This is a genomic window from Pseudomonas sp. W17, assembly GCF_040268305.1.
In the GTDB taxonomy this organism is placed as follows: Bacteria; Pseudomonadota; Gammaproteobacteria; order Pseudomonadales; family Pseudomonadaceae; genus Aquipseudomonas; species Aquipseudomonas protegens.
Genome location: NZ_CP158490.1, coordinates 4,848,818 through 4,873,278, shown reverse-complemented (window position 1 = coordinate 4,873,278; position 24,461 = coordinate 4,848,818). Strand labels below are relative to the sequence as shown.

Genomic DNA, 24,461 nt, shown 5'->3' with positions numbered 1-24,461 from the left:
CTGGGCCTTCAATCTCTATTGGCTGCGCGGTTTTTCCCCGGACCCCGCAGGTACATGGCCTCCACCAGTTGCTGGCGCTCCTTGAGCGACAGGCTGCCGGCAAAGTCGGCCAGGGCTTCGTCGACCCGGGCCCGCAGGGCGATGTCGGCATCCCGGGACTTGCCCAGTTGGGCATCCAGGGCATTGCGGTCCAGTGGTTCGGCCCCCAGTTCACGCACCACCGCCTGGCGCGCCTCGCGCCCGGCGATGATCAGCGGCTGGCTGTCGATGCGAGTCTGGCGCAGCAACTGGCGCAACTGGCGCCGGCGCTCTTCCGGCATCTGCGCCATGGCCTGGCGCAGGCCGTGCTGGGGTACCGCCAGGGCCTGGGCCGGCTTGGGGTGACCAAGCCACTGATAGAGGCCGCCGGCCACGCCGCCGATCAGGAACACGTTGAGCAGCAGCGACAGCACCACGCAGGTTTTCAGCGCACGAATGGACAGGCTCACTGTTCGGCCTCCTCGGCATTGATGCTCAGGACGAATTCCGCGTCGCTCTGGTCGAACACACTGGGCAGGGCCTCGGCGGAGGTCGACAGCGGCAGGCTCAGGGCCACCGCAAGCATGCCGGCGGCAACCCCGGTAAGGCCGACCCCGACCCAGCCCAGGGAGGCCAGCCAGCCGGCGTAGCGGCTCCAGAACGGCGCGCCGGGCTGCTGCGCGGCGGCGATGATGCGCTGGGCCAGGGCCGGGCTCGGTGCGGGCACCTGGTAGCGGTCCAGCTGGCTGTCGAGCCAGTGCGCCTGGCGCAGGGCTGCCACGGCCTGGGCATCACCGCAGTCGAGCAGGGCCTGGGCGGCGGCGCGTTCAGCGCTGGGCCAGCGTTGCAGGTCGGCGCCATAGGCGTCGGCCAGGTGCACGAAGCGTTCGGGGGTCATGGTTTTCTCCTTCCTGAGAGGTCCGCGCCGGGGGCCTCGGCGAGGTGGCTGCGCAGGTTGCGCCGGGCCCGCGACAGCAGGCTTTCCAGGGCTTCGACGCTGATCTGCATCAGCGCCGCGGCCTCGGTGTTGGACAGTTCCTGGTAGTACTGCAGGACGATCGCCTCGCGCTGGCGATCCGGCAGTTGGTCCAGGGCCTGGGCCATGCGCCGGCTCTGCGCGCTGGCCTCCAGTTGTTCATCGGGCGCCGGGCGGGTGTCCAGTGCCTCGCAGGCGTGCTCGCTATCGACCGGCACATGCTCCTTGCGCCGGCGCAGGCGGTCGTAGCACAGGTTCAGCGCCACCCGGTGCAACCAGGTGTCGAACCGTGCCTGTTCGCTGCGCCAGCTGGCGGCCTGTTTCCAGATCCGCAGGAAGCTCTCCTGGGCGATGTCCCGGGCTTCGTCGGCATCCCCCAGCAGCCGGCTTGCCAGGGCCAGCAGGCGCGGCAGCTTGCGCGTGACCATTTCCTTCACGGCCTGCGCGTCGTTGTTGCCGATGCGTTTGAGCAACTCCAGATCCGGGTCGGTTTCGTTCAAGTGGGCAAGTCTCGGTGCGCTAACGGGGTAGTCCAGGGCATCACGGCATCAGCGCACCCAGCGGCCTTCGACCCAGTACCAGCGCGGGCCATGGGCCTGCCAATGCCCGGGCATCCAGCGCCCGCGCTGCATCACCGGTTGCCAGTGGCCGGGCACCCAGACGTAGCCGTGCCCGCGCCAGCGCCAGTTGCCGCGGTCCCAGGCGTAGCCGGGGCGGGCCTCCGGCATCGGCTCATAGCGCATGGGCGGGGGTGCCTGCTGGATGATGATGGTTTCGGCATAGGAGGGCGTGCTTGCCAGCGCACCCAGTGCCAGGGGGATCAGCAGCAACGTGCGCAGACGCAGCAGGGAACGGACAAGCTTCATGATGACTCCTTCAGGCCTGCGTTCGCTGATGAACGCAGCTGATGGGTTCAACGATAGATGGGCTGGGAATCCGTCGCGGGCAAATGAAATTTTTATCCGCGCCCGGTTCAACCCGGGTTCAGCTGGCGGGGGCAGGGCGCGGGCAGCGGCGGCTGGAAATACTTGTGCAGGGGCGGCGACGGATCTCTGCGCGCTGCGCCGTTGAATCAGTAACCGTGCAGCCACGGCTGGCGATGGTCGCCAGTGGCGCTTGCCGGTCGTATCACTGAACCCATGAGGAATTCACCATGTCCCGTCGCATTGCACTGCTGATTGTCATGGCCACCATGCTCTCCCTGGGCGGTTGCGTGGTTTACCCCGGGCACTACCACGGCTGCTGCTACCGCTATGGCTATTACCGCTAGGGCACTGGGATGAAGAGCGGTGTGCCCCGCGGTTCTTGGCTAACCCCCAGGGGCCCGGCACAATCCTCGACCTTGCAGGGCTTGCCTGGCCGTCAGACGGATGGCGGGCATGGCCCGATGCCGTGGAGGAAGGTGGATGCCCGTCTTGAACGAACAGGATCAGCCCCAGGATCCGGATGCGATTGCGCGCCCGGTGTGCGCCTTGCGCATCTCGACTCAGGAACAGCGCTGGGAGCGGCCGTGGCACAGCCACCGCAAGGCCCAGCTGCTGTTCCCATTGTCCGGCGTGCTCAGTTGCGAGAGCGCCGAGGGCCTGTGGCTGGCACCGCCGCAATGCGCGGTATGGATCCCCAGCGCCACCGACCATCGGGTCCAGGGGTTGGAGAACGCCCTGGGCTATTGCCTGTTCGTCGAACCCGAGCATGCCCGCTCACTGCCGCAGGCCTGCTGCACCCTGGCAGTGTCGCCCCTATTGCAGGAGCTGCTGCAACGCTGCGCGCAATTGCCCTATCTCTATGATCAGCAGGGTGCCGAGGGGCGGCTGATGGCCGTGGCCCTGGACGAGCTGGCGGCGGCGCCCCGGGAGCAGATCCACCTGCCCATGCCCCGGCATGAACAGTTGCGGCGCCTGGCCGGGCAAATCCTTGAACAGCCGGAACGCCGCCTGAGCCTTGGGCAATGGGCCGAGCAGATCGGCCTCAGCGAACGCAGCCTGAGCCGTCTGATTGTGGCCGAGACCGGCCTGAGCTTCGGCCGCTGGCAGCGCCAGTTGCACATTCTTCTGGGGCTCAAGCAATTGGGCCGGGGCGACTCGGTGGAACGGGTCGCGCTGACCCTGGGCTATGACAGCGCCAGCGCCTTTATCCGCATGTTCAAGAAAGCCGTCGGCCAGCCGCCGGGGCGCTTCTTTGCCGAACGCCGCCAGGCCCTGGAACACGACCTACCCCTGTAGCCGCCGAGCCCGCGAGGCTGCGCAAAGGCTCGCAGGGCCTTGCTTGACGCACACCAGCGCCTGCAAAACCGCCACGGCTACCTCCATCACTGCGGTCGTTTGGCCGGATTGATCAATAATTTGTCAATCTCGACTGATGCGGACAGGTTCATACGGGAAGATGATAACCATTCTTGTTTGTCAGCTTTCTTGAGGTGTTCCCATGTACTTCGATCATCAGCATTTTCCCCTGGTCTGGATGCGCCCCGCCAAAGGCGCCGGGCAGCCGGGAGTCGAGCCGTTCCAGCAGTTGGAGGCGTTGATGCAGCGCGGTCAGGCCTTCGTCCTGATGAGCGATGCCATGCCCGATCCTGCGCAGCGCAACACCGAGCAGAGCAAGGCATTGCTCAAGCAGGGGGCGTTATGGATGAAACGCAACAAGGCGGCGATCCGTCGCTGGATCAAGGCCATGATCGTCATCGCCCCGGAACCCGAGGCCCAGGCCGGGGTCGAGGCCTTTGCCGATACCTATGAAAAGTTCTGGGGTTATCCGCTGTTGCACAGTGCCTCGCCGCTGGCGGCCGCCAGCCTGGCCCAGCAACTGCTGGCGCCACCGCGCAGCAACCGGCACAACTGGTGAGGGCGGGGCGGCGGCCCCTAGCCACGCAGGTGTTCGGGGAGGTTGGCGCTGATCACCTTGCCCATGCTGATCCGTGGTTCGACCTGATAGCCCAGGGCCTGGTAGAAGCTTTGCACGGCGGCGTTGCTGCTGAGGATCTGCAGGTTGATCTTCAGGCAGCCGCGGCCCTGCAGGGCTTGTTCGCCATGGCGCACCAGGGCTCGGCCAGTGCCGAGCCGGCGCTGTTGCGGGTCCACCGCCAGGGCGTAGAGCCAGCCGCGGTGGCCGTCATAGCCGGCCATCAGGGTGCCTATGACCTGTCCTTGGTCCAGGGCGACGAAGAACAGAGCGTCATCCACCGCGAGCTTGCGGTCGATGGCCAGGCTCGGGGTGTTGTGGGCCGTGTCGTAGCCGAAGCTGCGGTTCCACAGGTCGATCACGGGCTGGCGATGGTGGGGGTTGCTGTATTCGACGATCTGGATCATGGCGTGGCTCGCTAAAGTGTGGGAGCACAGAAGGGCGGGTTTCAGTCCTGATGGCCGGGCCAGGTTTCGGTGGGGAAATAGGCCTCCAGCCCCGGTTCCTTGTGGTCCACCCCGTCCCGGGTCCAGTAGCAGCTCAAGCGTGAGTAGTTGTCCAGGTCGCCGCGCACCAGGCAGGTGGCGTTGTGCCCCGGCCAGCTGAAACGCAGCACATCGGCCTCGGCCATGGTGGCCCGTTCCACTTTGCCGGTGGCGGTGGTGGTCTTGCCGTCGATCGTCTTGACCAGGGTCAGGGCCTGGTTCTCGTAGCGGATCACCGCGGTGCCCGAGTAGGTCGGCCCGCCATCGGGCTCCTTGCCGATCAGCATGAACTGGCCGGGCACCATGCTGTAGTAGATGTGAAGGTCCTGGTCCTGCTTGGGGGCGGCCTGGGCGGCAAGGCTGGCCAGCAGCAGGCCGAGGAGGGGCGCGCGGCGGGAGAAATACGGCATTGATGCTCACTCCTGTTGAGGCGGGGGGCCATGATTCCAGACTTGGCCCTGCAGATAAATGCCCGGGCTCTAGCGATGTTCGATGACCAGGATCGCCGTGGTGTCGGCCTCCAGGGCTTCGAACACGTGGGGCAGGTCGGCGCTGTAGCGGATGTAGTCGCCGGCCTCCAGGCTCACCGGGCTGTCCGCAGGCCCGGCCAGGGCCCGCCCGCTGCAGATCACCAGGTGTTCCACGGTGCCCGGCAGGTGGGCCTTGGACTGGCGCGCCTGGCCGGGTTGCCCCTTCAGGCGATACAGGTCGCGCTGCGCCCCCGGCGGGCAGTCATCGAGCAGGGTCGCCGCGTAGTGGGCATCCTCGGCATGGGCAGTGGTGCCTTCATGGGCACGGATGACCTTCAGCTGATGCGCCGGTTGCTGGAAAAATCGCGTCACCTGCAAGCCCATGGCCTGGGCCAGGGCCCATAGGGTCTCGATGCTCGGGTTGCCCAGCCCGGCTTCCAGCTGGGACAGGGTGGACTTGGCCACCGCGGCCCGCTTGGCCAGTTCCGAAACGGAGAAACCAGCATTCAGGCGCTCGCGCTTGATGGCCATGGCCAGCAGGCCGATGGGCGACAGGGAGGTTGGGTCGTTCGTTTTATCGTTCATATCTCTATTAAATCATCCTTGAGTCTCTTGACGCAGATAAATTTCGTTGTTCATTATATCGGTTAATTGTTCGTTATAAATAAAAAAAGGGCGCCGAGATGAACCGATTGTACAAGGCGGACCCATGGGCCTGAGCCTGCGCTTGATGGTCATTCCGTACCACGAAATCTACCTGGCCGTGCATTGCCTGGCCCACCTGCAACAGTGCCTGGGGGACTGGCTGGTGGCGGGGCAGACTCACCTGTTTGTCGAGTCGCCGCGCTGGTACAGCCGCTAGGGCCGACCGCCGGGCGGGAGGTGAGCGGTGAATCCATTGCCTGCATTAATGCGAAGCATTACTATTCACGGCCCACTTCCCCAGCGCCCCGCGATGACAGCCAAGCCGCCCCGCAGACCAGGCTTTTTCGAGCACTACGAAGAGTTGATCGGCACCTGGACCCGGCGCTTGCGCAATCGCCAGCAGGCCGAGGACCTGGCCCACGACACCTTTGTCCGGGTGCTGGAATCCGATGCGGCCACGGTGCAGCAGCCGCGGGCCTACCTGCATCAGACCGCGCGCAATATCGCCGTCGATGCATTTCGCCGAGAAGACCGGCGCGGTGCCCTGGAAGAACAGGGGGTCCACCTCAGCGTGTCGCCCAGCGGCGACCCGGAGCATTTCATGCACGCGATCCAGTTGGCCGATTCCATCGAACGGGCGCTTGGCGAGTTACCGGTGAACTGTCGCAAGGTGTTTGTCTGGCAGAAGATCGAGGGCCTGACCCAGGCCGAGATCGCCGAGCGCCTGGGGCTGTCAAAGAACATGGTGGAAAAGTATATGATCCGCACCCTGCGGCATCTGCGCGACCGTCTGGACGGGTCGGCCCCATGATCAGTCGTGGCGATTTCTCACCCTCTGCCAAACAGGAATTTGCATGATGGACAGCCGCGATTGCGCCAGCGCGCAGGCCAGGATTCGTGACGAGGCGGCGGCCTGGTTCACGCGGTTGCAGGAGCCCGAGGTGAGCCCGGAGCAGCAACTGCAGTTCCAGCAGTGGCTGGCCGAGGATCCGCAGCACCGGCACGAGTTCCAGTTGCTCGAAGCCCTGTGGGCGGCCACCGACCTGGTGCCCAGGGCGCGCCTGCAAGCGCTGTGCGTCAATCCGCCGGCCAAGGCCCGGCGGCGCCCGCTGCTGCGCTTTGCCCTGGCTGCCGGGGTGGCGGCGCTGGCCGTAGGCCTGGGGCTGTTCAGTGGCCTCAACCAGCCGGTTTCCTACACTGCGCAATTCGTGACCGCCCTGGGCGAGCGCCGCCATGTGGCCTTGCCTGATGGCTCGCAGATCGACCTGAACAGCCGCAGCCACCTGCAGGTGCGTTATGCCAGGAACCAGCGGCTGATCGAGCTGGTGGAAGGCGAAGCCCTGTTCAATGTCGAGCACGACACGGATCGGCCCTTCGTGGTGGCGGCGGGAGCGGGCAAGGTCACGGTCACCGGCACCCGCTTCGATGTACGCCGCGATGAACGCCAGACCCGGGTGGCGGTGGAGCAGGGCCGGGTCAAGGTGCAGGGGCGCGACGCCGCAGCGGATGATTTCATTGCCCTGACCCCGGGCCAGGGCACCCATGTCGATGAGCACGGCAAGGTGGCTCATGCCTACGCGGTGAACCCCGAGGCGCTCACGGCCTGGCGCAGCGGCAAGCTGGTATTCAACAACGCCTCCCTGGCCGAGGTGGTGGCCGAAGTCTCGCGTTATCGCGAACAGCCCCTGCGGGTAGCCAGCGCCGCAGTGGGTGAGCTGCGCCTGACCAGCGTGTTCAAGTCCGACGACACCCAGGCCCTGCTCAAGGCCCTGCCGAGCATCCTGCCGGTGGAGGTGCGGACCCTTGCCGACGGTAGCCAGGAAATTTTTTCACGTTAGATTCAGGTTTTTTTTCAGTTCATCGTCTTCTTGTCCAACTGCAACTGGTTTGCATTAACAGACGCACCTTTGTGTGATCGACAGGACTGCCGCCGACGTGAAAAAAATAGCCGTTTCTCCCGCCGTATCCCCGTTGCCCGCGCGCCGCTGGCTGCCCCTGGCCCTGGCCCTGGCGGTCAGTGCGGCCTTGCCCCAGGCCCAGGCCGGGCAAGCCGCCATTCACATCCAGGCCCAGCCGCTGGGCCAGGCCCTGAGCCAGTTGGGCCTGCAGACCTCGTTGCAGGTGTTCTTCAGCCCCGAGCTGGTGGCCGGCAAGCAGGCCCCGGCGGTGGACGGCAACCTGTCCCCGGAACAGGCCCTGGGCCAGTTGCTCCAGGGCAGTGGCCTGCAATACCGGATCGACGGCGGTTCGGTGACCCTGAGCCCGGCTCCGGCAGCCACGGGCGGTGCCCTGGAACTGGGCACCAGCAGCATCAGCGTGGTGGGCGACTGGCTGGGCGATGCCGATGTGCAAAAGGTCCAGAACCACCCCGGTGCACGTACGGTGATCCGCCGCGAGGCCATGGTGGAGCAGGGCGCGATGAACGTCGGTGACGTGCTGCGCCGGGTGCCCGGGGTGCAGGTCCAGGATGCCAACGGCACCGGTGGCAGCGATATTTCCCTGAACGTCGGCGTGCGCGGCCTGACCTCGCGCCTGTCGCCGCGCTCCACGGTGCTGATCGACGGCGTGCCGGCGGCCTTTGCACCCTATGGCCAGCCGCAGTTGTCCATGGCGCCGATTTCCTCCGGCAACCTGGACAGCATCGATGTGGTGCGCGGCGCCGGTTCCGTACGCTACGGGCCGCAGAACGTCGGCGGGGTGATCAACTTCTTGACCCGGGCGATTCCGGAAAAGGCCACCGGGGAAATCGGCACCACCCTGGAAACCTCACGGCAGGGCGGCTGGAAGCACATCGACACGGCTTTCCTTGGCGGCACTGCGGACAACGGCCTGGGGGTGGCGCTGCTGTATTCCGGGGTCAACGGCAATGGCTACCGCGAGGGCAACAACGGCAACGACATCGACGACGTGATCCTCAAGACCCACTGGGCACCCACCGAGCAGGACGAGTTCTGGTTCAACCTGCATTACTACGACGCCACCGCCGACATGCCCGGCGGCCTGACCCAGAAGCAGTACGACGCCAAGCCCTACGACTCCGATCGCGACTGGGACAACTTCAGCGGCCGGCGCAAGGATGTGTCCTTCAAGTACCAGCGCCAGGTCGACGACCGCACCCAGTTCGAAGTGCTGACCTACTACTCCGACAGCTTCCGCGGCAGCAACATTGCCGCCAGCGACCAGAAGACCCTGGTCTCCTACCCGCGCACCTACTACACCTTCGGCATCGAGCCGCGGGTGTCCCATGTGTTCGACCTGGGGCCCACCACCCAGGAAGTCAGCGTGGGTTATCGCTACCTCAAGGAAGGCATGCATGAACAGGCCAGCCGCGTGGCCCTGGTGAACAACCAGCCGGTGCTCACCGCGGATTCCGACGGCCATGTCTACCAGGACCGTACCGGCGGCACCGAGGCCAATGCCTACTACATCGACGACAAGATCGACGTCGGCAACTGGACCATCACCCCGGGCATCCGCTTCGAGGACATCAGCACCAACTGGCACGACCGGCCGGTCCCGGGCACCAACGGCGTGCGAGTGCAGGAGAAGCGCCGCAGCATCGACAGCAACGAACCGCTGCCGGCCCTGAGCGTGATGTATCACCTGTCCGATGCCTGGAAGCTGTTCGCCAACTACGAGACTTCCTTTGGCAGCCTGCAGTACTTCCAGCTGGGCCAGGGCGGCAAGGGCAACCAGACGGCCAACGGCCTGAGCCCGGAGAAGGCCAAGACCTACGAGATCGGCACCCGCTACAACGATGATGTGTGGGGCGGTGAAGTGACGCTGTTCTACATCGACTTCGACGACGAGCTGCAATACATCAGCAACGACGTGGGCTGGACCAACCTGGGGGCCACCAAGCACCAGGGCCTGGAAGCCTCGATGCATTACGACCTGGCCGCCCTGGACCCACGCCTTGACGGCCTGACCGCCAACGCCGGCTTCACCTACACCCGCGCCAGCTATGAAGGCGAGATCCCCGGCTTCAAGGGCCGCGACCTGCCGTTCTACTCGCGCCAGGTGGCCACTGTCGGCCTGCGCTACGACATTGACCGCTGGACCTACAACATCGACGCCTTCGCCCAGTCCAAGCAGCACTCGCCGGGCACCGGGGTGAACGCCAACGGCAGCTTCAACGGCAACTACATCACCGATGGCAGCGCCGATGGCCGGTACGGCGACATGCCGGGTTATGTGCTGTGGAACATCCGTGGTGGCTATGACTTCGGGCCGCAGTTGTCGAACCTGAAGCTGGGGGCCGGCGTGAAGAACGTCTTCGACCGCCAGTACTTCACCCGTTCCAGCGACAACAACTCGGGGATCTACGTGGGCGCGCCCCGGACCTTCTTTGTCCAGGCCAGCGTCGGCTTCTGACCTCCGCAACAGGCGCCGGCTTGCCGGCGAATCCCAGAGCGGCGCAGGTTCTGGGAGATGGGCCATGGCTGGCGGCCCCTTCGCTGGCAAGCCAGCTCCTGCAGGGAGGGTGGCGCCTGTAGGAGCCGGCTTGCCGGCGAATCCCCGAGCGGCACAGGTTCTGGAGGATGGGCCATGGCTGGCGGCCCCTTCGCTGGCAAGCCAGCTCCTACAGGGAGGGCGGCGAATCCCTGGTGCAATGCTGTGCTTAAGTGGCTCAGACCTTGAGTACCTTGCCGCTGGCGGCCACCGCCAGCAGCAGGACGGCGATCAGGCCGAAGGCCGCGCTCAGGCTGCTGCCATGGGCAATGAAGCCGATCACCGCCGGCCCGGCCAGGATGCCGGCGTAACCCAGGGTGGTGATGGCCGGCACGGCGATGCTTTCGGGCATGACGTTCTGCTTGCCCACGGCGGTGTAGAGCACCGGCACTATGTTCGAGCAACCCGCGCCCACCAGGGCATAACCCACCAGCGCCGCCTCCCAGGCCGGGGCCAGGGTCGCCAGCAACAGGCCAGCGGCGGCCGCGGTGCCGCCGATGATGATCACCCGGCGCGCGCCCAGGCGATGGACGATGGCATCGCCCGTCAGGCGGCCCAGGGTCATGGTCAGGGCGAAGGCGGCGTAGCCCAGGCCGGCGTAGGCGGCATCCAGGTCGCGCTCGGCGGTGAGGAAGACCGCGCTCCAGTCCAGCACCGCGCCTTCGGCGAGGAACACCACGAAGCACAGGCAGCCGATGAACAGCACCACGCCATGGGGCACGGCAAAGGCCGGGCCCGAACTCTGGCTGCCATAGGGCAGCATGTGCGGCGCGGCCTTGAGCAGCGCCAGCAGCATCAGGGCGATCACCACCAGGGTCGCGCCCAGTGGCGACAGGCCCAGGCCGAGCAGGGCGCTGACCCCCGCGGCGCCGACGATCCCGCCCAGGCTGAACAGCCCGTGAAAGCCCGACATCATGGTCTTGCCGCTGGCCCGCTCGACAATCACCGCTTGCAGGTTGACCGTGGAATCCACGCCGCCCAGCCCGGCGCCGAACATGAACAGCGCGGCCATCAGCAGCGGAATCGAGGTCAGGATGGCCAGCAAGGGCAGGGCCAGGCAGATCAGCAAGGTGCCGCCGGCCATCACTTTGCGGCAGCCGAAGCGCCCGGCCAGGGCGCCGGCAATCGGCATCGCGAGGATCGAACCCACCCCCAGGCACAGCAGCAACAGGCCCAGGGTGCCTTCGTCGAGCCCGGCCCGGGCCTTGGCGTAGGGCACCAACGGGGCCCAGGCGGCAATGCCGAAGCCGGCGATGAAAAAGGCGATGCGCGTGGACATCTGTTCGAGGCGGCCGGGGGTGGCCTGGAAGTGGGTGTTGCTAGCAGTCATAAAAATCCTTGGCGATCGAACTCGCTGCCGGCCGCCTGATGCCCCCATGGCGTGATGGCGGCCGGGTGGGGATTGTGACAAATCTGGCCCTCGAAGGTTGCAGAAATCCGCAGCGCAGTGCTTCTGCAGCGGGTTGCGGATGAAATAAATTTGCGCAGGCCGGCGGTTTGTTTCGCATAATCGGCGGCTTTGCACAAAAACGTTGCAGTGCGTGCCGTTCCTTCCCGGAGTTTTCCTGCCCATGAATGCTAGCCTCGACGCCTACGACCTGAAGTTGCTCGCCGAGCTGCAACGTGACGCCAGCACCGCGCAAAGCGAGCTGGGGCTGAGGGTCAACCTGTCCACCGCGGCGGTCAACCGGCGGCTCAAGCGCCTCTGCGATGAGGGGGTGATCGAGCGCTACAGCGCCATCGTCGCGCCGGATGCCCTGGGGCACGAACTGAGCATCATCGTCGAGGTGCAAGTGGAGAGTGAGCGCATCGACCAGATCGACGCCCTCAAGCGCAACTTCCAGGCCTGCCCCCAGGTCCAGCAGTGCTACTACGTGGCCGGCGAGTGCGATTTCGTGCTGATTTTCTGCGTGCGCAACATGGCCCAGTACACCCAGCTGACCCGCGAACTGTTCTTCGACAACCCCAACGTCAAGCGCTTCAAGACCCTGGTGGCGATGAACCGGGTCAAGGTCGGCCTGGAAGTGCCCACGGCCGGCTGAGGCTCAGGGCGCCTGCAGCGCCTCCATCAGGAAGTCCACGAACACCCGGACCTTCTGCGACAGGTGGCGCTGGCTGGGGTACAGCGCATAGATCTGGCGCCCGGGCAGGTGCTGGTCCGGCAGCACCCGCAGCAGTTGGCCGCTGTCCAGCAACGGCTGGGCGAGGAAGCCGGGTAGGGCACCGATGCCCAGGCCGGCCACCAGCATGTCGGCCAGCAGCAGGCTGTTGTCCGCGGAGAAATGCACCGGCAACTCCAGCCGGGTCTGGCCTTCCGGGCCTTGCAACTGCCAGCGCCCCGGGTGTTCCGCCAGCCGGTAGGCCAGGCAGCGATGCTGATGCAGGTCGGCGATGCTGGTCGGCGTGCCCGCGGCCTGCAGGTAGGCCGGCGCGGCGCAGATGACCTGTTCCACCTGGCCCAGCTGGCGGGCGATCAGCGACGAATCCTGCAGTTGCCGGCGAATCCGCAGTGACACGTCGAAGCCTTCGCCCACCACATCCAGCACCTGGTCGTTGAGGGTCAGGTCCACCTGCAACTGCGGGTAGCGCTGCATGAAGGCCACCAGGATCGGCGATAGCACCTTGAGCCCGAAAGACAACGGCGCATTCACCCGCAGGCGCCCGCCGGGTTCGTGCAGGCCGGCCTGGGTGGCCCGCTCCAGGGCGTCCAGTTCGTCCAGCAGGTGGCAGCATTCGCTGAAGTAGCGCTGCCCAGCTTCCGACAGGCTCATGCGCCGGGTGGTGCGCAGGATCAACAGGCTGCCCAGGCGTTCTTCCAGCTGGCGCACCTGTTTGCTCACCGCCGCCGTGGATTGCCCTAGGTCGGCGGCGGCCTGGCTGAAACTGGAGCGTTCCGCCACCCGGCGAAAGGTGCGCATGGCCAACAACACATCCATATTGTTTCTCCCGGGTTGAATATGTATCCACGAAATGGCTGATTATCTCTGATCTGCCACTCAATACCATGGCCACTTCATTTCACTGGAGTGTTGTCATGGCTCATCGCGCAATGTTGAAGATGGCTTCCGGGGCGCTAGCCCTGTCCCTGCTCAGTGGCTTGTGCCACGCCGCCACGGCGGCCCGGCCCGAGGTGGGTATCAGCCCCTGGGGGCCCAGGGACGAGATCGGCCGCCTGAACCTGATCACCCCCCAGTCGCGGGCGGCGATCATGGCCCGGGTCAGTGGCGAGCAGGCCTACGACCTGGCGGTGGACTATTTCGTCGGCATGCCCAGCTGGCAGGCCGCAGGCGATCCGCCGTACCAGATGTGGATGACCCACACCCCCCACGGCAACGTGATCGCCGACCCGATGCAGGTCGGCGAACCGATGAACCAGCACGTCAGCTACAGCGGTTCGGCTGTGTCGATGTACGCCCACATGGGCACCCATATCGATGCCCTGAACCACTTCGGCCTCAACGGCAAGATCTGGAACGGCTACCGCGCCGACCAGCACCTGGGGGACCGCGGCTGGAACGTCACGGGGGCGGAAAAACTGCCGCCGATCATTGCCCGCGGGGTGCTGATCGACGTCGCCGCGGCCAAGGGCCTGGAGCAACTGGCGGACAGCTACCGGGTCACCCGCGCCGACCTGCAGCAGGCCCTGGCCCGGCAGAAAGTGGCCCTGGAGAAGGGCGACGTGGTGCTGATCCGCACCGGGCGCATGCGCGACTACGACAATGCCCAGCGCTACATGGCCAACCCGCCGGGCCTGAGCCTGGACGCAGCGAAGTTCCTGGTGGAAGAGGGCGGCGCCATGGTGGTGGGGGCCGACAACCTGAGCTTTGAAACCTTCCCCACCGAGGTGCAGGGCAACTACCTGCCGCTGCACACCTACCTGCTGGCGATGCAGGGCGCGCCGATCCTGGAACTGGTGAACCTGGAAGGGCTGGCCCGGGACCAGGTCTACCAGTTCGCTTTTATCGGCGCTTCACTCAAACTGCGGGGCGCGGATGCGGCGCCGATCCGCCCCATGGCCTTGCCCATCCGCTGACCTGGCGGAGGGGTTTTCTTCAGGAGCTCAGCATGTCCACCCAACCTTCTTCCACCACCGTCCTGGCACTGTCCAACCCGGCCGGGCTGTATGACCCCAGCACCAATGGCTACTCCCATGTGGCCCAAGTGGCCGCCGGTGCACGGCTGGTGTTTGTCGCCGGGCAGGGCGGCGAGACCGCCGACGGCCAGTTGTCGGCGGATTTTGCCAGCCAGGTGCGCCAGGCCCTGGCCAACCTGCAGGTCGCCCTGGCCAGCGCCGGTGCCGAGGTTGGCCAGGTGGCCAAGCTCACGGTGCTGATCGTCGACCACAGCCATGAGCGCCTGGCGATCTTTGGCAACCAGCTGAAGGCACTGTGGGGGCCGGCACCGACCCCGGTCTGCACCCTGATCCCGGTGCCGCGGTTGGCCCTGGACGGCATGCTGTTCGAAATCGAGGCGATTGCCGCCCTGGCCCCCTGAACCGGCATTGCCCTCTGGCCGAGCCGCTGCATTCTCCGTAATGTCAGCGGCTCGGTTTTTTCTGGAGGCGGTGTGATGGCGGCGTTCTACGATGCACGAGGCAATCTGTATGGCGTGGTGGCTCCCGCGGCGTTGCGCCGCCTGGGGGTCGCCTTGCCCACCACCGCGGCCCAGGCGGCTCGGGACCGGCGCCTGTGGACCGAACAGGCCATCGCCGCCTTGTGCGACTGGGCCCCGGGCACTCGCCCGCCCGGGGCCAAGGCCCACCGCAGCGATGGTTTGCTGGTGGGGCCGTTCCAGGACGCGGCGCCTTTCGATCTGCTGATCGTCAACACCGACGGCACCCTGGCCGAGCGCAGTGGCAATGGCCTGACGATCTTTTCCCAGGCCCTGACCGAGCAAGGGCTGCTGGCGCCTGAAGGATCGACACGCCTGCAGGTGCACCATGACCAGGGTGCGGGCGTGTCCCCGGTGGCCACGGTGGTGGAGCCGGCACAAGTGGCGGGGCAGGCGGGCTTCTGGCTGGACCTGGGCCAGCCCTCGTTCGGCCCCGAGGCGGTGGCGGCGATGGGGGTCGAGGCGGTGACCCTCGACGGCTGCGAGCTAAGCCGGGTGGCGCCCTTGCAGGCGCTGAATCCGCTGTGGGAACACAGCCAGTTCGTGCGCATCGGCAATCCTCACTGCGTGACCCTGGTGGAGGATGCCGATGCCTTGCCGGACAACCCGCAGATGCTCCAGGCGCCCCTGGCCGAGGGGTTGACCGCCATCGCCTTTGCCCTGCCCCTGGGCCACGGCGAGCCGTGCCCGGCGGGGGTCAACCTGCAATGGGCGGCGCGGCAGTCGGCGCAGCGCATCGTTGCCCGGGTGTTCGAACGAGGAGAGGGGCCGACTGCGTCCTCGGGCACCAGTGCCAGCGCCGTGGCTTGCGCGGCCTGGCGGGTTGGCTGGGTCCAGGCCGGGCGGGTCGAAGTACTGATGCCGGGCGGCACTGCGCCGTTGATGTTGCAAGAGACCGACGGGGTGTTAACCCGGGTGAGCCTGTTCGGCACGGCGCTGGCACTGGCTGAGTGAGGACGTCGGAGTTGCGGTGGCAGAGTGCAAAACGGCTGGAGTTTCTATAGCGTGGCGGCAGTCGCGGCTCGTCTCTCGATACAGCCCACATTTACGTAAAGGACTCGACATGCAAAAAGGAAGGCCCCGCCGAGCTTTGCTCAAAGGCACGGTTATGGCCCTGGGGGCTGCGGTCGCTGGCAGTCTTGGTGGTTGTCTGACCAGCAAGCTGTACGAAAGCCGAGCCAGCAATGAGGTCTATACGGAAACCGTCAGCCAGTTCTATCTCACGGCGGACGCGAAGAGCTTTGTCATCCTGGGCAAGAAGTACCACTACTTCGTGATGGTCGATCCGGAGTTGCTACAGGCCATCAAGTCGGGCCTGCATGGAAGAATGCAGGCCGAGTTTTCGCAGATCCTCGTCAATGCGTGGCAGAACCTGGAGGGTGAGCTGGTCCTGAGGATTCCCGGGCTGGACCAGCTTGACGCCCAGCAGATCGATGAAGCCAAGGCTTTGGGCTTCGTCGTGGCGACGTCGCAGAACGCCTTGTTGCACCGTTATGCCATTCGCGGCAGCCGCTTTGAGTCCAAGCGGGATATCAGCGTCTATCAGGCCAACGCGTTGAACAGCACCTACACCCTGAACTTCTCGGCGTACCGGGAGAAGAGCAAGGTTGGCCAGGTGCTGCTGACGCCGGTTACCGTCACCGCAGACGGTGTACTGATGATCCTCGCCCTGCCGCTGTTGCCGGTGGCGTTCATGGCGGCCCAGCCGTTTCGGGTCAAATAAGCATCGCCACCGTCAGACGCCGGCCAGTTGCACCTGGGCCATCTGCCGCTGCATCAGCACCTGGCCGTGGCGGATCGAGTACAGCGGCAGGCCCTGGCTGCGGATCATTTCGTAATCGCTGTCGGCCGAGAGGATCAGCAGGTTCGCCGGCCGACCTTCCTCAAGGCCGTAGCCTTCGCCCAGGGCCAGGGCCTTGGCGCTGTTGTCGGTGACCAGGTCGAGGGCGCTCTGCAGGTTGCTGTAGCCGAGCATGTGGCAGATGTGCAGGCCGGCTTCCAGCACTCGCAGGATGTTGCCGTTACCCAGGGGGTACCAGGGGTCGACGATCGAGTCCTGGCCGAAGCAGACGTTCATTCCGGCATCCAGCAGCTCCTTGACCCGGGTCACGCCGCGGCGTTTCGGGAAGCTGTCGAAGCGCCCCTGCAGGTGGATGCTTTCGGTGGGGCAGGAGACGAAGCTGATGCCCGAATGCCCCAGCAGGCGGAACAGCTTGGCGCAGTAGGCGTTGTCATAAGAGCCCATGGCGGTGGTGTGGCTGGCGGTGACCCGGGAGCCCATGCCCCGGCTGCGCGCTTCTTCGGCCAGCACTTCAAGAAAACGCGAATGCGGGTCATCGGTTTCGTCGCAGTGCACGTCCACCAGGCACCCGCTGCGCTCGGCCAGGTCCATGAGGAACTTCACCGAGCTCACGCCCTGATCGCGGGTGTATTCGAAGTGCGGAATGCCGCCCACCACGTCGGCACCCAGGCCAATGGCCTCTTCCATCAGTTCGCGGCCGTTGCGGAACGATTCGATGCCTTCCTGGGGGAAGGCGACGATCTGCAGGTCGATCAGGTGCGCGCTTTGCTCGCGCACTTCGAGCATGGCCTTGAGGGCGGTGAGGTCCGGGTCGGTGACGTCGACATGGGTGCGTACATGCTGGATGCCGTGGGCGGCCAGGGCGCGGATGGTCTTGTGGGCGCGGGCGCGGGTGTCTTCGGCGGTGATGGTGGCCTTGCGTTCGCCCCAGCACTCGATGCCTTCGAACAGGGTGCCGCTCATGTTCCAGCGCGGCTCGCCCGCGGTGAGGGTGGCGTCCAGGTGAATGTGCGGTTCGACGAAGGGCGGCACCACCAGGTTGCCGCCGGCATCCAGGTGCTCGGGGCCGAAGGCCGGCGCGGCGGTGGGGGCGTCCGGGCCCTGCTGGACGATGCGGGCGATGCGGCCGTTTTCCAGGTGCAGTTGGTGCAGGCCTTCACGGTGGCGCAGGCGGGCGTTGGTGATCAGCATCGGAGCGGTTCCTCGGGTCGGGCAATCAGCGGTTCAGCCGTGGGATCCGGGCGGCGGCCCTTGTCCCTCGGTCATTGGGCTGTGCTTCAACCGGTACCGGTCGAAGCAGGCAGGTGGTTCGGGGCGGGTCATGATAGACCCGGAACGCGCCGGGAGGGCAAGGCCCGGGTTCAGGCCCGGGCGTCGAGGGTGGCGCTGGTGCGGGCGCGGAGCCAGGCGCTGAGCAGGACATAGCTCAGGCTGGCCACGCCGATGCCTACCAGCGGAGCGACCCAGGGCGAGCAGAAGGCCGCCAGGGTGCCCAGGCCATAGGCGGCCAGGCCCGGCCAGTTCCAGGCGGGCAACTGGCTGTCGGCCAGGCGCGGGTAGCGGCCGCGCCAGCGGTAGAAGAAGTCCGCCATGATCACCCCGCCAATCGGCGGAATCACCGTGCCCAGCAGGATCAGGTAGGGCACCAGCAGGTCGTACATGCCGAGCATCGCCAGCAGGGTGCCGATCAGCGCGCCCACCAGGGTCACGGTCTTGCGCCGGTCGGTGCGCAACAGGTTGCAGCCGGCCACGGCGAAGTTGTAGATGGTGTTGTCCTGGGTGCTCCAGATGTTCAACAGCAGCATGGCCATGGCCGCCATGGCAAAACCCTGTAGCAGCAGCACTTCGACCACGTCCGGCTGCTGGTAGACGATGGCGCCGTAGGCACCGATCAGCACCATCAGGCCGTTGCCGATAAAGAAACCGATCAGGCTGGCGCTCACCGCCACCCGCGCCGAGCGGGAAAAACGGGTCCAGTTGGTGGCCTGGGTGGCGCCGCTGACGAAGGTGCCGAACACCAGGGTGATGGCGCTGGAGAGGTCCAGGCTGGCGCTTGGCGTGACCCCCAGCAAACCGTCGAGGCCGCCGATCTGCCGGGTGGCCACCCACATCGACAGCAGCAACAGCAGGCCCATGGCCGGCACCGCGATCCAGGACAGGATCTCCAGGCCGCGATAACCGATGTAGGCGGTGGCGCAGAAGGCCATGCCGAACAGCAGCATCAGCCCCAGTACCGCACCCGGATCCAGCTGGAAATACTTGCCCAGCACCACCGCGGCGGTGGCGGTGCCCCAGGCGTACCAGCCGATCTGGGTGAAACCCAGGATCAGGTCGCTGAGCTTGCTGCCCCGTTCGCCGAAGCAGAAGCGCCCCATCAGCACCGTGTTCAGCCCGCTCTTGAAGGCGATGTAGCCGAGGCTGGCGGCGTAGATCCCCAGCAGCAGGTTACCGACGAGGATCACCACCAGCAGGGTGGTGAAGTCGAAGGCCACCCCCAGCTTGCCGCCGGCGAACATGGTGGCGGTGAAGAAGGTGAAGCCCAGCAGCACCATGGCCATGGAGGCCAGGCCCTTGCGGGCGTGCGGCGGAACTTCGCTCAAGGGGTAGTCGTTGCCGGGTTCGTGCTGGGTCATGGGCCTGTCCCTGGTCGCAGTGATGCCACGCTGTTGCAGGCGCCGTGCCAATCCTTGACGGCAGGGCCGGGCGCCCCAGCAGTTATAGCCGATGCCCGTGCCCCTGCACCGGGTGCCTGTGGCCCGGGGGCGAAAGCGGTGCACCCTTGGGCCAGATTGGTTCACCGGCGGTTCAGTCCTCGTCGGGGCTGAAAATGCTTTCGATGGGCATATCGAAAGCCCGGGCAATCTTGAACGCCAGGGGCAGGCTGGGGTCGTAGCGCCCGGTCTCGATGGCATTCACCGTCTGCCGTGACACCTCGAGGCGGGTGGCCAGTTCGGCCTGGGACCAGCCTTGCCGGGTGCGCAGTTCGCGCAGTTGGTTGTTCATCGGTAGCGCCGCACGCCGGCCACCGTGGCTAGGGCCCAGACCAGGCCCATCACGGGCCATACGTAGAACATCGAGAGCCGGGGCAGGCCGGCGGTTTCCAGGAAGCCGTAGCTGAAGGTGATCAGCGCGGTGCAGACAAAGGACAGGCCCAGGGCTTCGAGCTGGATGCGCCGGGCCAGTTCGTCCATGCGTCGCAACTGGCGCACCACCGCCAGGGCCATGGCCACCATGGGGATCACCGGCACCAGGGCCAGGGCGATCTTGCCCGGGCCCGGGTTCATGTCCGCCAGCCAGTGGCTGCTCAGCAGCACGCAGGCGATGTAGGCCAGCAAGGCCAGGCCGAATTCCCTGAAATAGCGTTTGGTGCCCATGGGCGATCTCCTTTTAGTAAAGTGTCCTTTACATTAGGCGGGGCGCTTTTTCATGTCAAGGGTGCTTTACAACGGCGCCGTCACGCTCAGTCGAAGAGGGCCACGCTGCGCCGGCCTTCGTGGAAGTCGAAGGCCTCCTGGATATCCCGTTCCACGGTGCGTCCCTGGGACAGCGGCGGCAACTGGTCCGGGGCGAAGAACGCCGCGTCGCTGGTTTCGCTGCCGGCCATCGGGGCCTCGGCGTCTTGCCGTTCGCAGAGGAAGTAGAGCTTGTAGAAGTCCCGGTGATCGGGCTTGTAGGGCCCCTTGGCCTTGTGCCGCAGGCCGTACAGCTGGCGCACCGAAACCTGCAGCCCGGCTTCTTCGTGGATTTCCTTGATGATGTTCTGCGCCGCCGACAGGCCCACATCGGCGTAGCCCCCGGGCAGGGCCCAGAGGCCGTCGTGCTGCTCGCGCACCAGGAGGATCTTGCCGTCCTCGATCAGCGCGCCGCGCACTTCCACCATCGGCGTCGAGTAGCGCTGGGCGAAGTCCGAGACCAGTTCGTTGATGCGTTCCAGGGGCACGTTGCCCAGTTGCGCGAGCATGTCGTGGGCGATCTCGGCGACTTCCTGGTAGCGCTCGCGATCATGCACGTCGCGGCAAAAATGCAGGCCGGTGGAGGCGATGGCTTGCAGGCGTTTGGCGTGGGTCAGCCAGCTGCTTTCCATGAGAGAGGTTCCTGCAACGTCAGAGAGAAGGCGCTTGTTTTAAGCCCTTGGCGCGCAGGGAGCAAGCGCCACGCCGTGGCCGGCGGCGTGGCGCGGTGGGATCACCCGGTGAGCTGTTGCCGATGGCAACGCACTTGCTGCGTCGCATCGCCCAGCAGTTGTTGCGGCAGCTCGCAGCCCGGGCCGCGGCGGCTGCAGCGGTCGAAGAAGAAACACCCGGAGGGCAGCTTGCGGTTGCCCGGCAGTTCGGTGGGCGCCGAGAGCTGGCTATCCGCCAGCGGCGCACCGAGGCGTGGCACGGCATCCAGCAGCAGTTGGGTATAGGGGTGGCGCGGGCGCTCCAGCACCTGTTCGGCGCTGCCCAGTTCGACGATCTGTCCCAGGTACATCACCGCCACCCGGTCGGCCATGTGTCGCACCACCGAAACGTTGTGGGAGATCAGCACAAAGGTCAGGCCGCGGCTGCGTTGCAGGTCTGCCAGCAGGTTGAGGATCTGCGCCTGCACCGAGATGTCCAGGGCCGAGGTCGGTTCGTCGAGGACGATGATGTCCGGGTTCGACGCCAGGGCCCGGGCAATGGCGATGCGCTGGCGCTGGCCACCGGAAAACTGGTGCGGGTAGCGCTCCAGGTATTCGCCGCGAATGCCCACCTGCTGCGCCACCTTGGCGGCGATCTCGCGCATCTGCGCGGCCGGGGTGTTGCCCAGGGCGAACAGCGGCTCGGTGATGATCTTCCAGATCGGCAGGCGCGGGTCGAGGGACGATTGCGGGTCCTGGAACACGATCTGCACGTGGCTGTGGCGCTCGCGGTCGCTGGCGTAGGCCCAGCGCAGGTCGCCGCTGCTGGGCTTGACCAGGCCCATGAGCAGTTGCGCCAGGGTGCTCTTGCCGCAGCCGGATTCGCCGACGATGCCCAGGGTTTCCCCGGGGCGCAGTTCCAGGTCGATGCCGTTGAGGGCGTGGGCAAAGGCCCGGGGCCGGCCCAGCCAGTCGTTGCTCAGGGGAAAGCGCACCTGTACATCGTTGAGGCGCAGCAGCGGCTCGCTGCCGGCCCGGGGTTGCGAAGCATTCATTGGGCGGACTCCGGGGCAGCCAGCCAGCAGGCGCTCTTGTGCTGCTGGCTGGCGTTGATCGAATGCAGCGGCGGCCGCTGGGCACACACCGCCATGGCCTGGCTGCAGCGCTCGCGGAAGGTGCAGCCGCCGGGCAGATGGGCGAGGTTCGGCACTTGCCCGGGAATGGTCAGCAGCGGCTCGCCGGGGCGCACTTGCTCCGGCAGGCCGCTGAGCAGGCCGCGGGTGTAAGGGTGTTTCGGGTCGAGCATGACCTGGGCAGTACTGCCTTGCTCCACCACGGCGCCGGTGTACATCACATAGACCCGGTCGCAGAACTGCGAGACCACCGCCATGTCGTGGGTGATCAGGAGGATCGCGGTGCCCCGTTGCCGGGCCTTCTCGCGCAGCAACAGCAGGACCTGGCGCTGCACGGTGACGTCCAGGGCGGTGGTGGGTTCATCGGCGATTAGCAACTGCGGGTCGCAGGAAAACGCCAGGGCGATCATCACCCGCTGGCGCATGCCGCCGGACAGCTCGAAGGGGTAGGCCTGCAGCACCTGCTCGGGGTCGGCGATGTGCATGTCGCGCAGCAGGTCGATGGCCTTGGCCCGGGCCTCGTCCTGGCTCAGGCGCTGGTGATGGATGATCACGTCGAGCATCTGCCGGCCGATGCGCCGGGTCGGGTTGAGGGCGGTCATCGGCTCCTGGAAGATCATCGCCGCATCGCGGCCGCGGATCTGCAGCAGCTGTTTTTCCGGGGTGGCGAGCATGTCGCGGCCCAGCAGGCTCAGGCTGCCGGAGGTGATGTGGTAGCTGCGCTCGGGCAGCAGCCGCAGGCTGAGCATGGCGGTCACCGACTTGCCCGAGCCGGATTCGCCGACCACGCCGACGATTTCCCCCGGGTTGACGTGCAGCGACACGCCGTTGAGGGCCTGCACATTGCTGCGGTAGGCGGGGAATTCCAGGCTCAGGTTGTCGATGTTGAGAACGGCGGATGAGCTCATGGTCATTTCCCCTGTTGCCGTGGATCGAGCAGGTCACGGATGCCGTCACCCAGCAAGTTGAAACCGGTGGCGGTGAACAGGATCGCCAGCCCGGGAAAGGTCGAGTACCACCAGTTGTCGAGGATGAAGTTGCGCCCGGTGGCCACCATCGCTCCCCATTCGGCGGTGGGCTGCTGCGCACCCAGGCCAATGAAGCCCAGGGCCGAGGCCATGAGGATGGCGCTGCCGATGTCCAGGCTCAGTTGCACCAGCAGCGGCGGCATGGCGTTGCGCCCCACGTGCCAGCTGACGATGTGCCAGCGCCCGGCGCCGTAGGTCTGCGCCGCCTTGACGTAGCCCATCTGGCGGATGCTCAGGGCCTGGCCCCGGGCCAGGCGCACATAGAACGGAATGCGCACCAGGGTGATCGCCAGCATGGCGTTGAACAGGCTCGGGCCCAGGGCGGCGGCCAGGGCCATGATCAGCACCAGCGACGGCACCGAGAGCATGATGTCCATCAGGCGCATGATCAGGCTGTCGAAGCGCCCGCCGATGATCCCCGACAGGCAGCCCAACAGGCCCCCGGCCAGGCACGAGGCGAAGGCCACGAACAGGCCCACGCCCACCGACTGGCGGCTGCCATGGAGCACCCGGCTGAACAGGTCGCGGCCCACTTCGTCGGTGCCGAACCAGTGGCTGGCGCTGGGAGCGGCCAGGCGTTGGGCCAGGTTCAGGGCATTGGGATCATGGCTCGACAGCCAGGGGGCGAAGGCCATGCACAGCAGCACCAGCAGGGTCATGCACAGCCCGGCGATGGTCAGCGGGCTTTGCCGCACGCGGTAGCCCAGGTAGGCCAGGCGGGTGCGCCAGCCGCTGGCCTGGGCGGTGGGTTGTGGCAGGGGAATGTTCAAGGGAGCGGACATCTCAACTTACCTCGCCAATGCGCGGATCGATCACCCGGTACAGCAGGTCGATCGCCATGTTCAGCAGCACATAAATGAACGACACCAGGATCGCGAAGCCCATCACCGCCGGGAAATCCAGGGCCTGGATCGACTTCACCACGTAGGCGCCCATGCCCGGCCAGGCGAATACCGTCTCGGTCAGCACCGCGCCGTACAGCAAATCGCCCAGGGTCAGGCCAAGCACCGTCACCGAGGGGATCAGGGCGTTGGGCAGGGCGTGGCGCAGGATCACCGCCCAGCGCGACAGGCCGTAGGCCCGGGCGGTGCGGATGTAGTCCTCGCCCAGTTGGTCGAGCATGGCCGAGCGGATCTGCCGCGCCACCACCCCGAGGTTGACGAAGCCCAGGGTCACTGCCGGGAGGATCAGGTGCTGCAGGGCATTGAGGAACAGCGGGATGTCCCCGGCCAGCAGCGAGTCGATCAGGTAGAAGCCGCTGACCGTGGGCGGCGGCTCCAGGCCTTCGTCCAGGCGCCCGCTGCCGGGCAGCCAGCCGAGGTGGCCGTAGAACAGCACGATCAGCCCCAGCCCCAGCCAGAACGCCGGGGTGGAAATGCCGGTGACCGCCAGGGTGCGGGCGATCTGGTCGATGAAGCGGTTGTGATAGACCGCCGACAGCACCCCCAGCGGCACCCCCACCAGCACCGATAGCAGCAGGGCGGCCAGGGCCAGCTCCAGGGTTGCCGGGAAGAAGCTCTGCAGGTCCTCCAGCACCGGGCGGCTGGTGCGGATCGAGGTGCCCAGGTCGCCGTGCAGCAGGTCGAGCATGTAGCGCCCGTACTGCTGGTACAGCGGCAGGTCCAGGCCCAGCTGGTGGCGGATGTTCTGCACGATGGCATCGCTGGCCCGGTCGCCGGCGATCAGCCGCGCCGGGTCACCGGGAATCAGGTGCGAGATGGTGAAGGTAATCAGCGAAACCCCGACCACGACCAGCAACAGGCCGAGCAGGCGTTTGCGCAACATATTCAGGAAGGCCATGAGGCAACCTCGTTAACGCTTGACGAACGGCAGGGGGCACGA

Annotated in this window: 29 protein-coding genes; 11 read left to right on the top strand and 18 right to left on the bottom strand. The window is 66.4% G+C overall.

The window, feature by feature from the left end:
* Nucleotides 1-8: 8 nt before the first annotated feature.
* The 4 genes from ABCR88_RS22410 to ABCR88_RS22395 are packed head-to-tail and all read right to left on the bottom strand — an operon-like array spanning nucleotide 9 to nucleotide 1,860.
* Nucleotides 9-488 carry a periplasmic heavy metal sensor gene (locus ABCR88_RS22410; RefSeq protein ID WP_232643506.1) on the bottom strand — a complete coding sequence of 160 codons (480 nt, stop codon included), beginning with the start codon at nucleotides 486-488 and terminating at the stop codon, nucleotides 9-11.
* Nucleotides 485-916 (bottom strand): hypothetical protein, encoded by a 432-nt coding sequence (locus ABCR88_RS22405; protein ID WP_011062333.1) that lies wholly within the window; start codon nucleotides 914-916, stop codon nucleotides 485-487. The genes ABCR88_RS22410 and ABCR88_RS22405 overlap by 4 nt, the downstream gene beginning before the upstream one ends.
* Nucleotides 913-1,494 (bottom strand): RNA polymerase sigma factor, encoded by a 582-nt coding sequence (locus tag ABCR88_RS22400; RefSeq protein ID WP_015636390.1) that lies wholly within the window; start codon nucleotides 1,492-1,494, stop codon nucleotides 913-915. The genes ABCR88_RS22405 and ABCR88_RS22400 overlap by 4 nt, the downstream gene beginning before the upstream one ends.
* 48 nt (nucleotides 1,495-1,542) lie before the next feature.
* Nucleotides 1,543-1,860 (bottom strand): YXWGXW repeat-containing protein, encoded by a 318-nt coding sequence (locus ABCR88_RS22395; protein WP_350022999.1) that lies wholly within the window; start codon nucleotides 1,858-1,860, stop codon nucleotides 1,543-1,545.
* 540 nt (nucleotides 1,861-2,400) lie between these two features.
* Between ABCR88_RS22395 and ABCR88_RS22390 the strand changes: the two genes are divergently transcribed.
* Both ABCR88_RS22390 and ABCR88_RS22385 read left to right on the top strand, forming a co-directional pair.
* Nucleotides 2,401-3,216 (top strand): helix-turn-helix transcriptional regulator, encoded by an 816-nt coding sequence (locus ABCR88_RS22390; protein WP_011062330.1) that lies wholly within the window; start codon nucleotides 2,401-2,403, stop codon nucleotides 3,214-3,216.
* 202 nt (nucleotides 3,217-3,418) lie between these two features.
* Nucleotides 3,419-3,835: a hypothetical protein gene (locus tag ABCR88_RS22385; RefSeq protein WP_011062329.1), complete on the top strand. Its 417-nt coding sequence runs from the start codon at nucleotides 3,419-3,421 to the stop codon at nucleotides 3,833-3,835.
* A gap of 17 nt (nucleotides 3,836-3,852) precedes the next feature.
* Here ABCR88_RS22385 and ABCR88_RS22380 read toward each other — a convergent pair whose 3' ends face one another.
* From ABCR88_RS22380 to ABCR88_RS22370, 3 genes are all read right to left on the bottom strand, one after another.
* Complete coding sequence (locus ABCR88_RS22380) at nucleotides 3,853-4,299, bottom strand: GNAT family acetyltransferase (RefSeq protein ID WP_011062328.1); 447 nt, start codon at nucleotides 4,297-4,299, stop codon at nucleotides 3,853-3,855.
* Between the two features lie 41 nt (nucleotides 4,300-4,340).
* Nucleotides 4,341-4,787 carry a hypothetical protein gene (locus ABCR88_RS22375; RefSeq protein WP_015636386.1) on the bottom strand — a complete coding sequence of 149 codons (447 nt, stop codon included), beginning with the start codon at nucleotides 4,785-4,787 and terminating at the stop codon, nucleotides 4,341-4,343.
* A gap of 69 nt (nucleotides 4,788-4,856) precedes the next feature.
* Entirely contained in the window at nucleotides 4,857-5,432 is a 576-nt protein-coding gene (locus ABCR88_RS22370) for an XRE family transcriptional regulator (RefSeq protein WP_350022997.1), read from the bottom strand.
* A 124-nt stretch (nucleotides 5,433-5,556) separates the two neighbouring features.
* Here ABCR88_RS22370 and ABCR88_RS22365 point away from each other — a divergent pair, with 124 nt between their 5' ends.
* The 4 genes from ABCR88_RS22365 to ABCR88_RS22350 all read left to right on the top strand — a co-directional run bounded on the left by ABCR88_RS22365 (nucleotide 5,557) and on the right by ABCR88_RS22350 (nucleotide 9,866).
* The gene (locus ABCR88_RS22365) at nucleotides 5,557-5,709 is read left to right on the top strand and encodes a hypothetical protein (protein WP_011062326.1); all 153 of its coding nucleotides are present in this window, start codon (nucleotides 5,557-5,559) and stop codon (nucleotides 5,707-5,709) included.
* 93 nt (nucleotides 5,710-5,802) lie between these two features.
* Complete coding sequence (locus ABCR88_RS22360) at nucleotides 5,803-6,303, top strand: sigma-70 family RNA polymerase sigma factor (protein WP_011062325.1); 501 nt, start codon at nucleotides 5,803-5,805, stop codon at nucleotides 6,301-6,303.
* 43 nt (nucleotides 6,304-6,346) lie between these two features.
* Nucleotides 6,347-7,330 (top strand): FecR family protein, encoded by a 984-nt coding sequence (locus ABCR88_RS22355; RefSeq protein WP_350403565.1) that lies wholly within the window; start codon nucleotides 6,347-6,349, stop codon nucleotides 7,328-7,330.
* A gap of 97 nt (nucleotides 7,331-7,427) precedes the next feature.
* A complete protein-coding gene (locus tag ABCR88_RS22350; RefSeq protein WP_350403564.1) occupies nucleotides 7,428-9,866 on the top strand; it encodes a TonB-dependent siderophore receptor in 2,439 nt (812 codons plus the stop codon).
* A 256-nt stretch (nucleotides 9,867-10,122) separates the two neighbouring features.
* On the opposite strand, the gene ABCR88_RS22345 is transcribed toward ABCR88_RS22350, so the two are convergent.
* Nucleotides 10,123-11,274, bottom strand: a complete 1,152-nt coding sequence (locus ABCR88_RS22345; protein WP_350022994.1) for an MFS transporter — start codon at nucleotides 11,272-11,274, stop codon at nucleotides 10,123-10,125.
* A 241-nt stretch (nucleotides 11,275-11,515) separates the two neighbouring features.
* Between ABCR88_RS22345 and ABCR88_RS22340 the strand changes: the two genes are divergently transcribed.
* Complete coding sequence (locus tag ABCR88_RS22340; RefSeq protein WP_011062321.1) at nucleotides 11,516-11,986, top strand: Lrp/AsnC family transcriptional regulator; 471 nt, start codon at nucleotides 11,516-11,518, stop codon at nucleotides 11,984-11,986.
* Between the two features lie 3 nt (nucleotides 11,987-11,989).
* On the opposite strand, the gene ABCR88_RS22335 is transcribed toward ABCR88_RS22340, so the two are convergent.
* Nucleotides 11,990-12,880 (bottom strand): LysR family transcriptional regulator, encoded by an 891-nt coding sequence (locus ABCR88_RS22335; protein WP_183001698.1) that lies wholly within the window; start codon nucleotides 12,878-12,880, stop codon nucleotides 11,990-11,992.
* 98 nt (nucleotides 12,881-12,978) lie between these two features.
* Between ABCR88_RS22335 and ABCR88_RS22330 the strand changes: the two genes are divergently transcribed.
* From ABCR88_RS22330 to ABCR88_RS22315, 4 genes are all read left to right on the top strand, one after another.
* Nucleotides 12,979-13,977, top strand: a complete 999-nt coding sequence (locus ABCR88_RS22330) for a cyclase family protein (RefSeq protein WP_350403563.1) — start codon at nucleotides 12,979-12,981, stop codon at nucleotides 13,975-13,977.
* Nucleotides 13,978-14,009: 32 nt separating this feature from the next.
* Nucleotides 14,010-14,438, top strand: coding sequence for a RidA family protein (locus tag ABCR88_RS22325; RefSeq protein WP_325985024.1), 429 nt, complete (start codon nucleotides 14,010-14,012; stop codon nucleotides 14,436-14,438).
* Between the two features lie 75 nt (nucleotides 14,439-14,513).
* Complete coding sequence (locus ABCR88_RS22320; RefSeq protein ID WP_041119191.1) at nucleotides 14,514-15,509, top strand: DeoR family transcriptional regulator; 996 nt, start codon at nucleotides 14,514-14,516, stop codon at nucleotides 15,507-15,509.
* Between the two features lie 154 nt (nucleotides 15,510-15,663).
* Nucleotides 15,664-16,278, top strand: a complete 615-nt coding sequence (locus ABCR88_RS22315; RefSeq protein ID WP_232512065.1) for a hypothetical protein — start codon at nucleotides 15,664-15,666, stop codon at nucleotides 16,276-16,278.
* Nucleotides 16,279-16,290: 12 nt separating this feature from the next.
* On the opposite strand, the gene codA is transcribed toward ABCR88_RS22315, so the two are convergent.
* From codA to ABCR88_RS22270, 9 genes are all read right to left on the bottom strand, one after another.
* A complete protein-coding gene (gene codA, locus ABCR88_RS22310) occupies nucleotides 16,291-17,547 on the bottom strand; it encodes a cytosine deaminase (protein ID WP_041119187.1) in 1,257 nt (418 codons plus the stop codon).
* A gap of 170 nt (nucleotides 17,548-17,717) precedes the next feature.
* Entirely contained in the window at nucleotides 17,718-18,989 is a 1,272-nt protein-coding gene (codB, locus tag ABCR88_RS22305; protein ID WP_041119185.1) for a cytosine permease, read from the bottom strand.
* Nucleotides 18,990-19,161: 172 nt separating this feature from the next.
* Complete coding sequence (locus tag ABCR88_RS22300; protein WP_041119183.1) at nucleotides 19,162-19,359, bottom strand: helix-turn-helix transcriptional regulator; 198 nt, start codon at nucleotides 19,357-19,359, stop codon at nucleotides 19,162-19,164.
* Nucleotides 19,356-19,730: a hypothetical protein gene (locus ABCR88_RS22295; protein WP_011062314.1), complete on the bottom strand. Its 375-nt coding sequence runs from the start codon at nucleotides 19,728-19,730 to the stop codon at nucleotides 19,356-19,358. Before ABCR88_RS22295 ends, ABCR88_RS22300 begins: the two co-directional genes overlap by 4 nt.
* Before the next feature lie 86 nt (nucleotides 19,731-19,816).
* Nucleotides 19,817-20,440 (bottom strand): NUDIX hydrolase, encoded by a 624-nt coding sequence (locus tag ABCR88_RS22290; protein WP_041119181.1) that lies wholly within the window; start codon nucleotides 20,438-20,440, stop codon nucleotides 19,817-19,819.
* Between the two features lie 101 nt (nucleotides 20,441-20,541).
* The gene (locus tag ABCR88_RS22285) at nucleotides 20,542-21,513 is read right to left on the bottom strand and encodes an oligopeptide/dipeptide ABC transporter ATP-binding protein (RefSeq protein ID WP_041119179.1); all 972 of its coding nucleotides are present in this window, start codon (nucleotides 21,511-21,513) and stop codon (nucleotides 20,542-20,544) included.
* Nucleotides 21,510-22,505 carry an ABC transporter ATP-binding protein gene (locus tag ABCR88_RS22280; RefSeq protein ID WP_041119177.1) on the bottom strand — a complete coding sequence of 332 codons (996 nt, stop codon included), beginning with the start codon at nucleotides 22,503-22,505 and terminating at the stop codon, nucleotides 21,510-21,512. The genes ABCR88_RS22285 and ABCR88_RS22280 overlap by 4 nt, the downstream gene beginning before the upstream one ends.
* On the bottom strand, nucleotides 22,502-23,401 hold the full coding sequence (gene ddpC, locus ABCR88_RS22275) for a D,D-dipeptide ABC transporter permease (RefSeq protein WP_350403562.1): 900 nt from the start codon (nucleotides 23,399-23,401) through the stop codon (nucleotides 22,502-22,504). Before ddpC ends, ABCR88_RS22280 begins: the two co-directional genes overlap by 4 nt.
* Nucleotide 23,402: 1 nt before the next feature.
* The gene (locus ABCR88_RS22270) at nucleotides 23,403-24,419 is read right to left on the bottom strand and encodes an ABC transporter permease (RefSeq protein ID WP_011062309.1); all 1,017 of its coding nucleotides are present in this window, start codon (nucleotides 24,417-24,419) and stop codon (nucleotides 23,403-23,405) included.
* Nucleotides 24,420-24,461 lie beyond the last annotated feature (42 nt).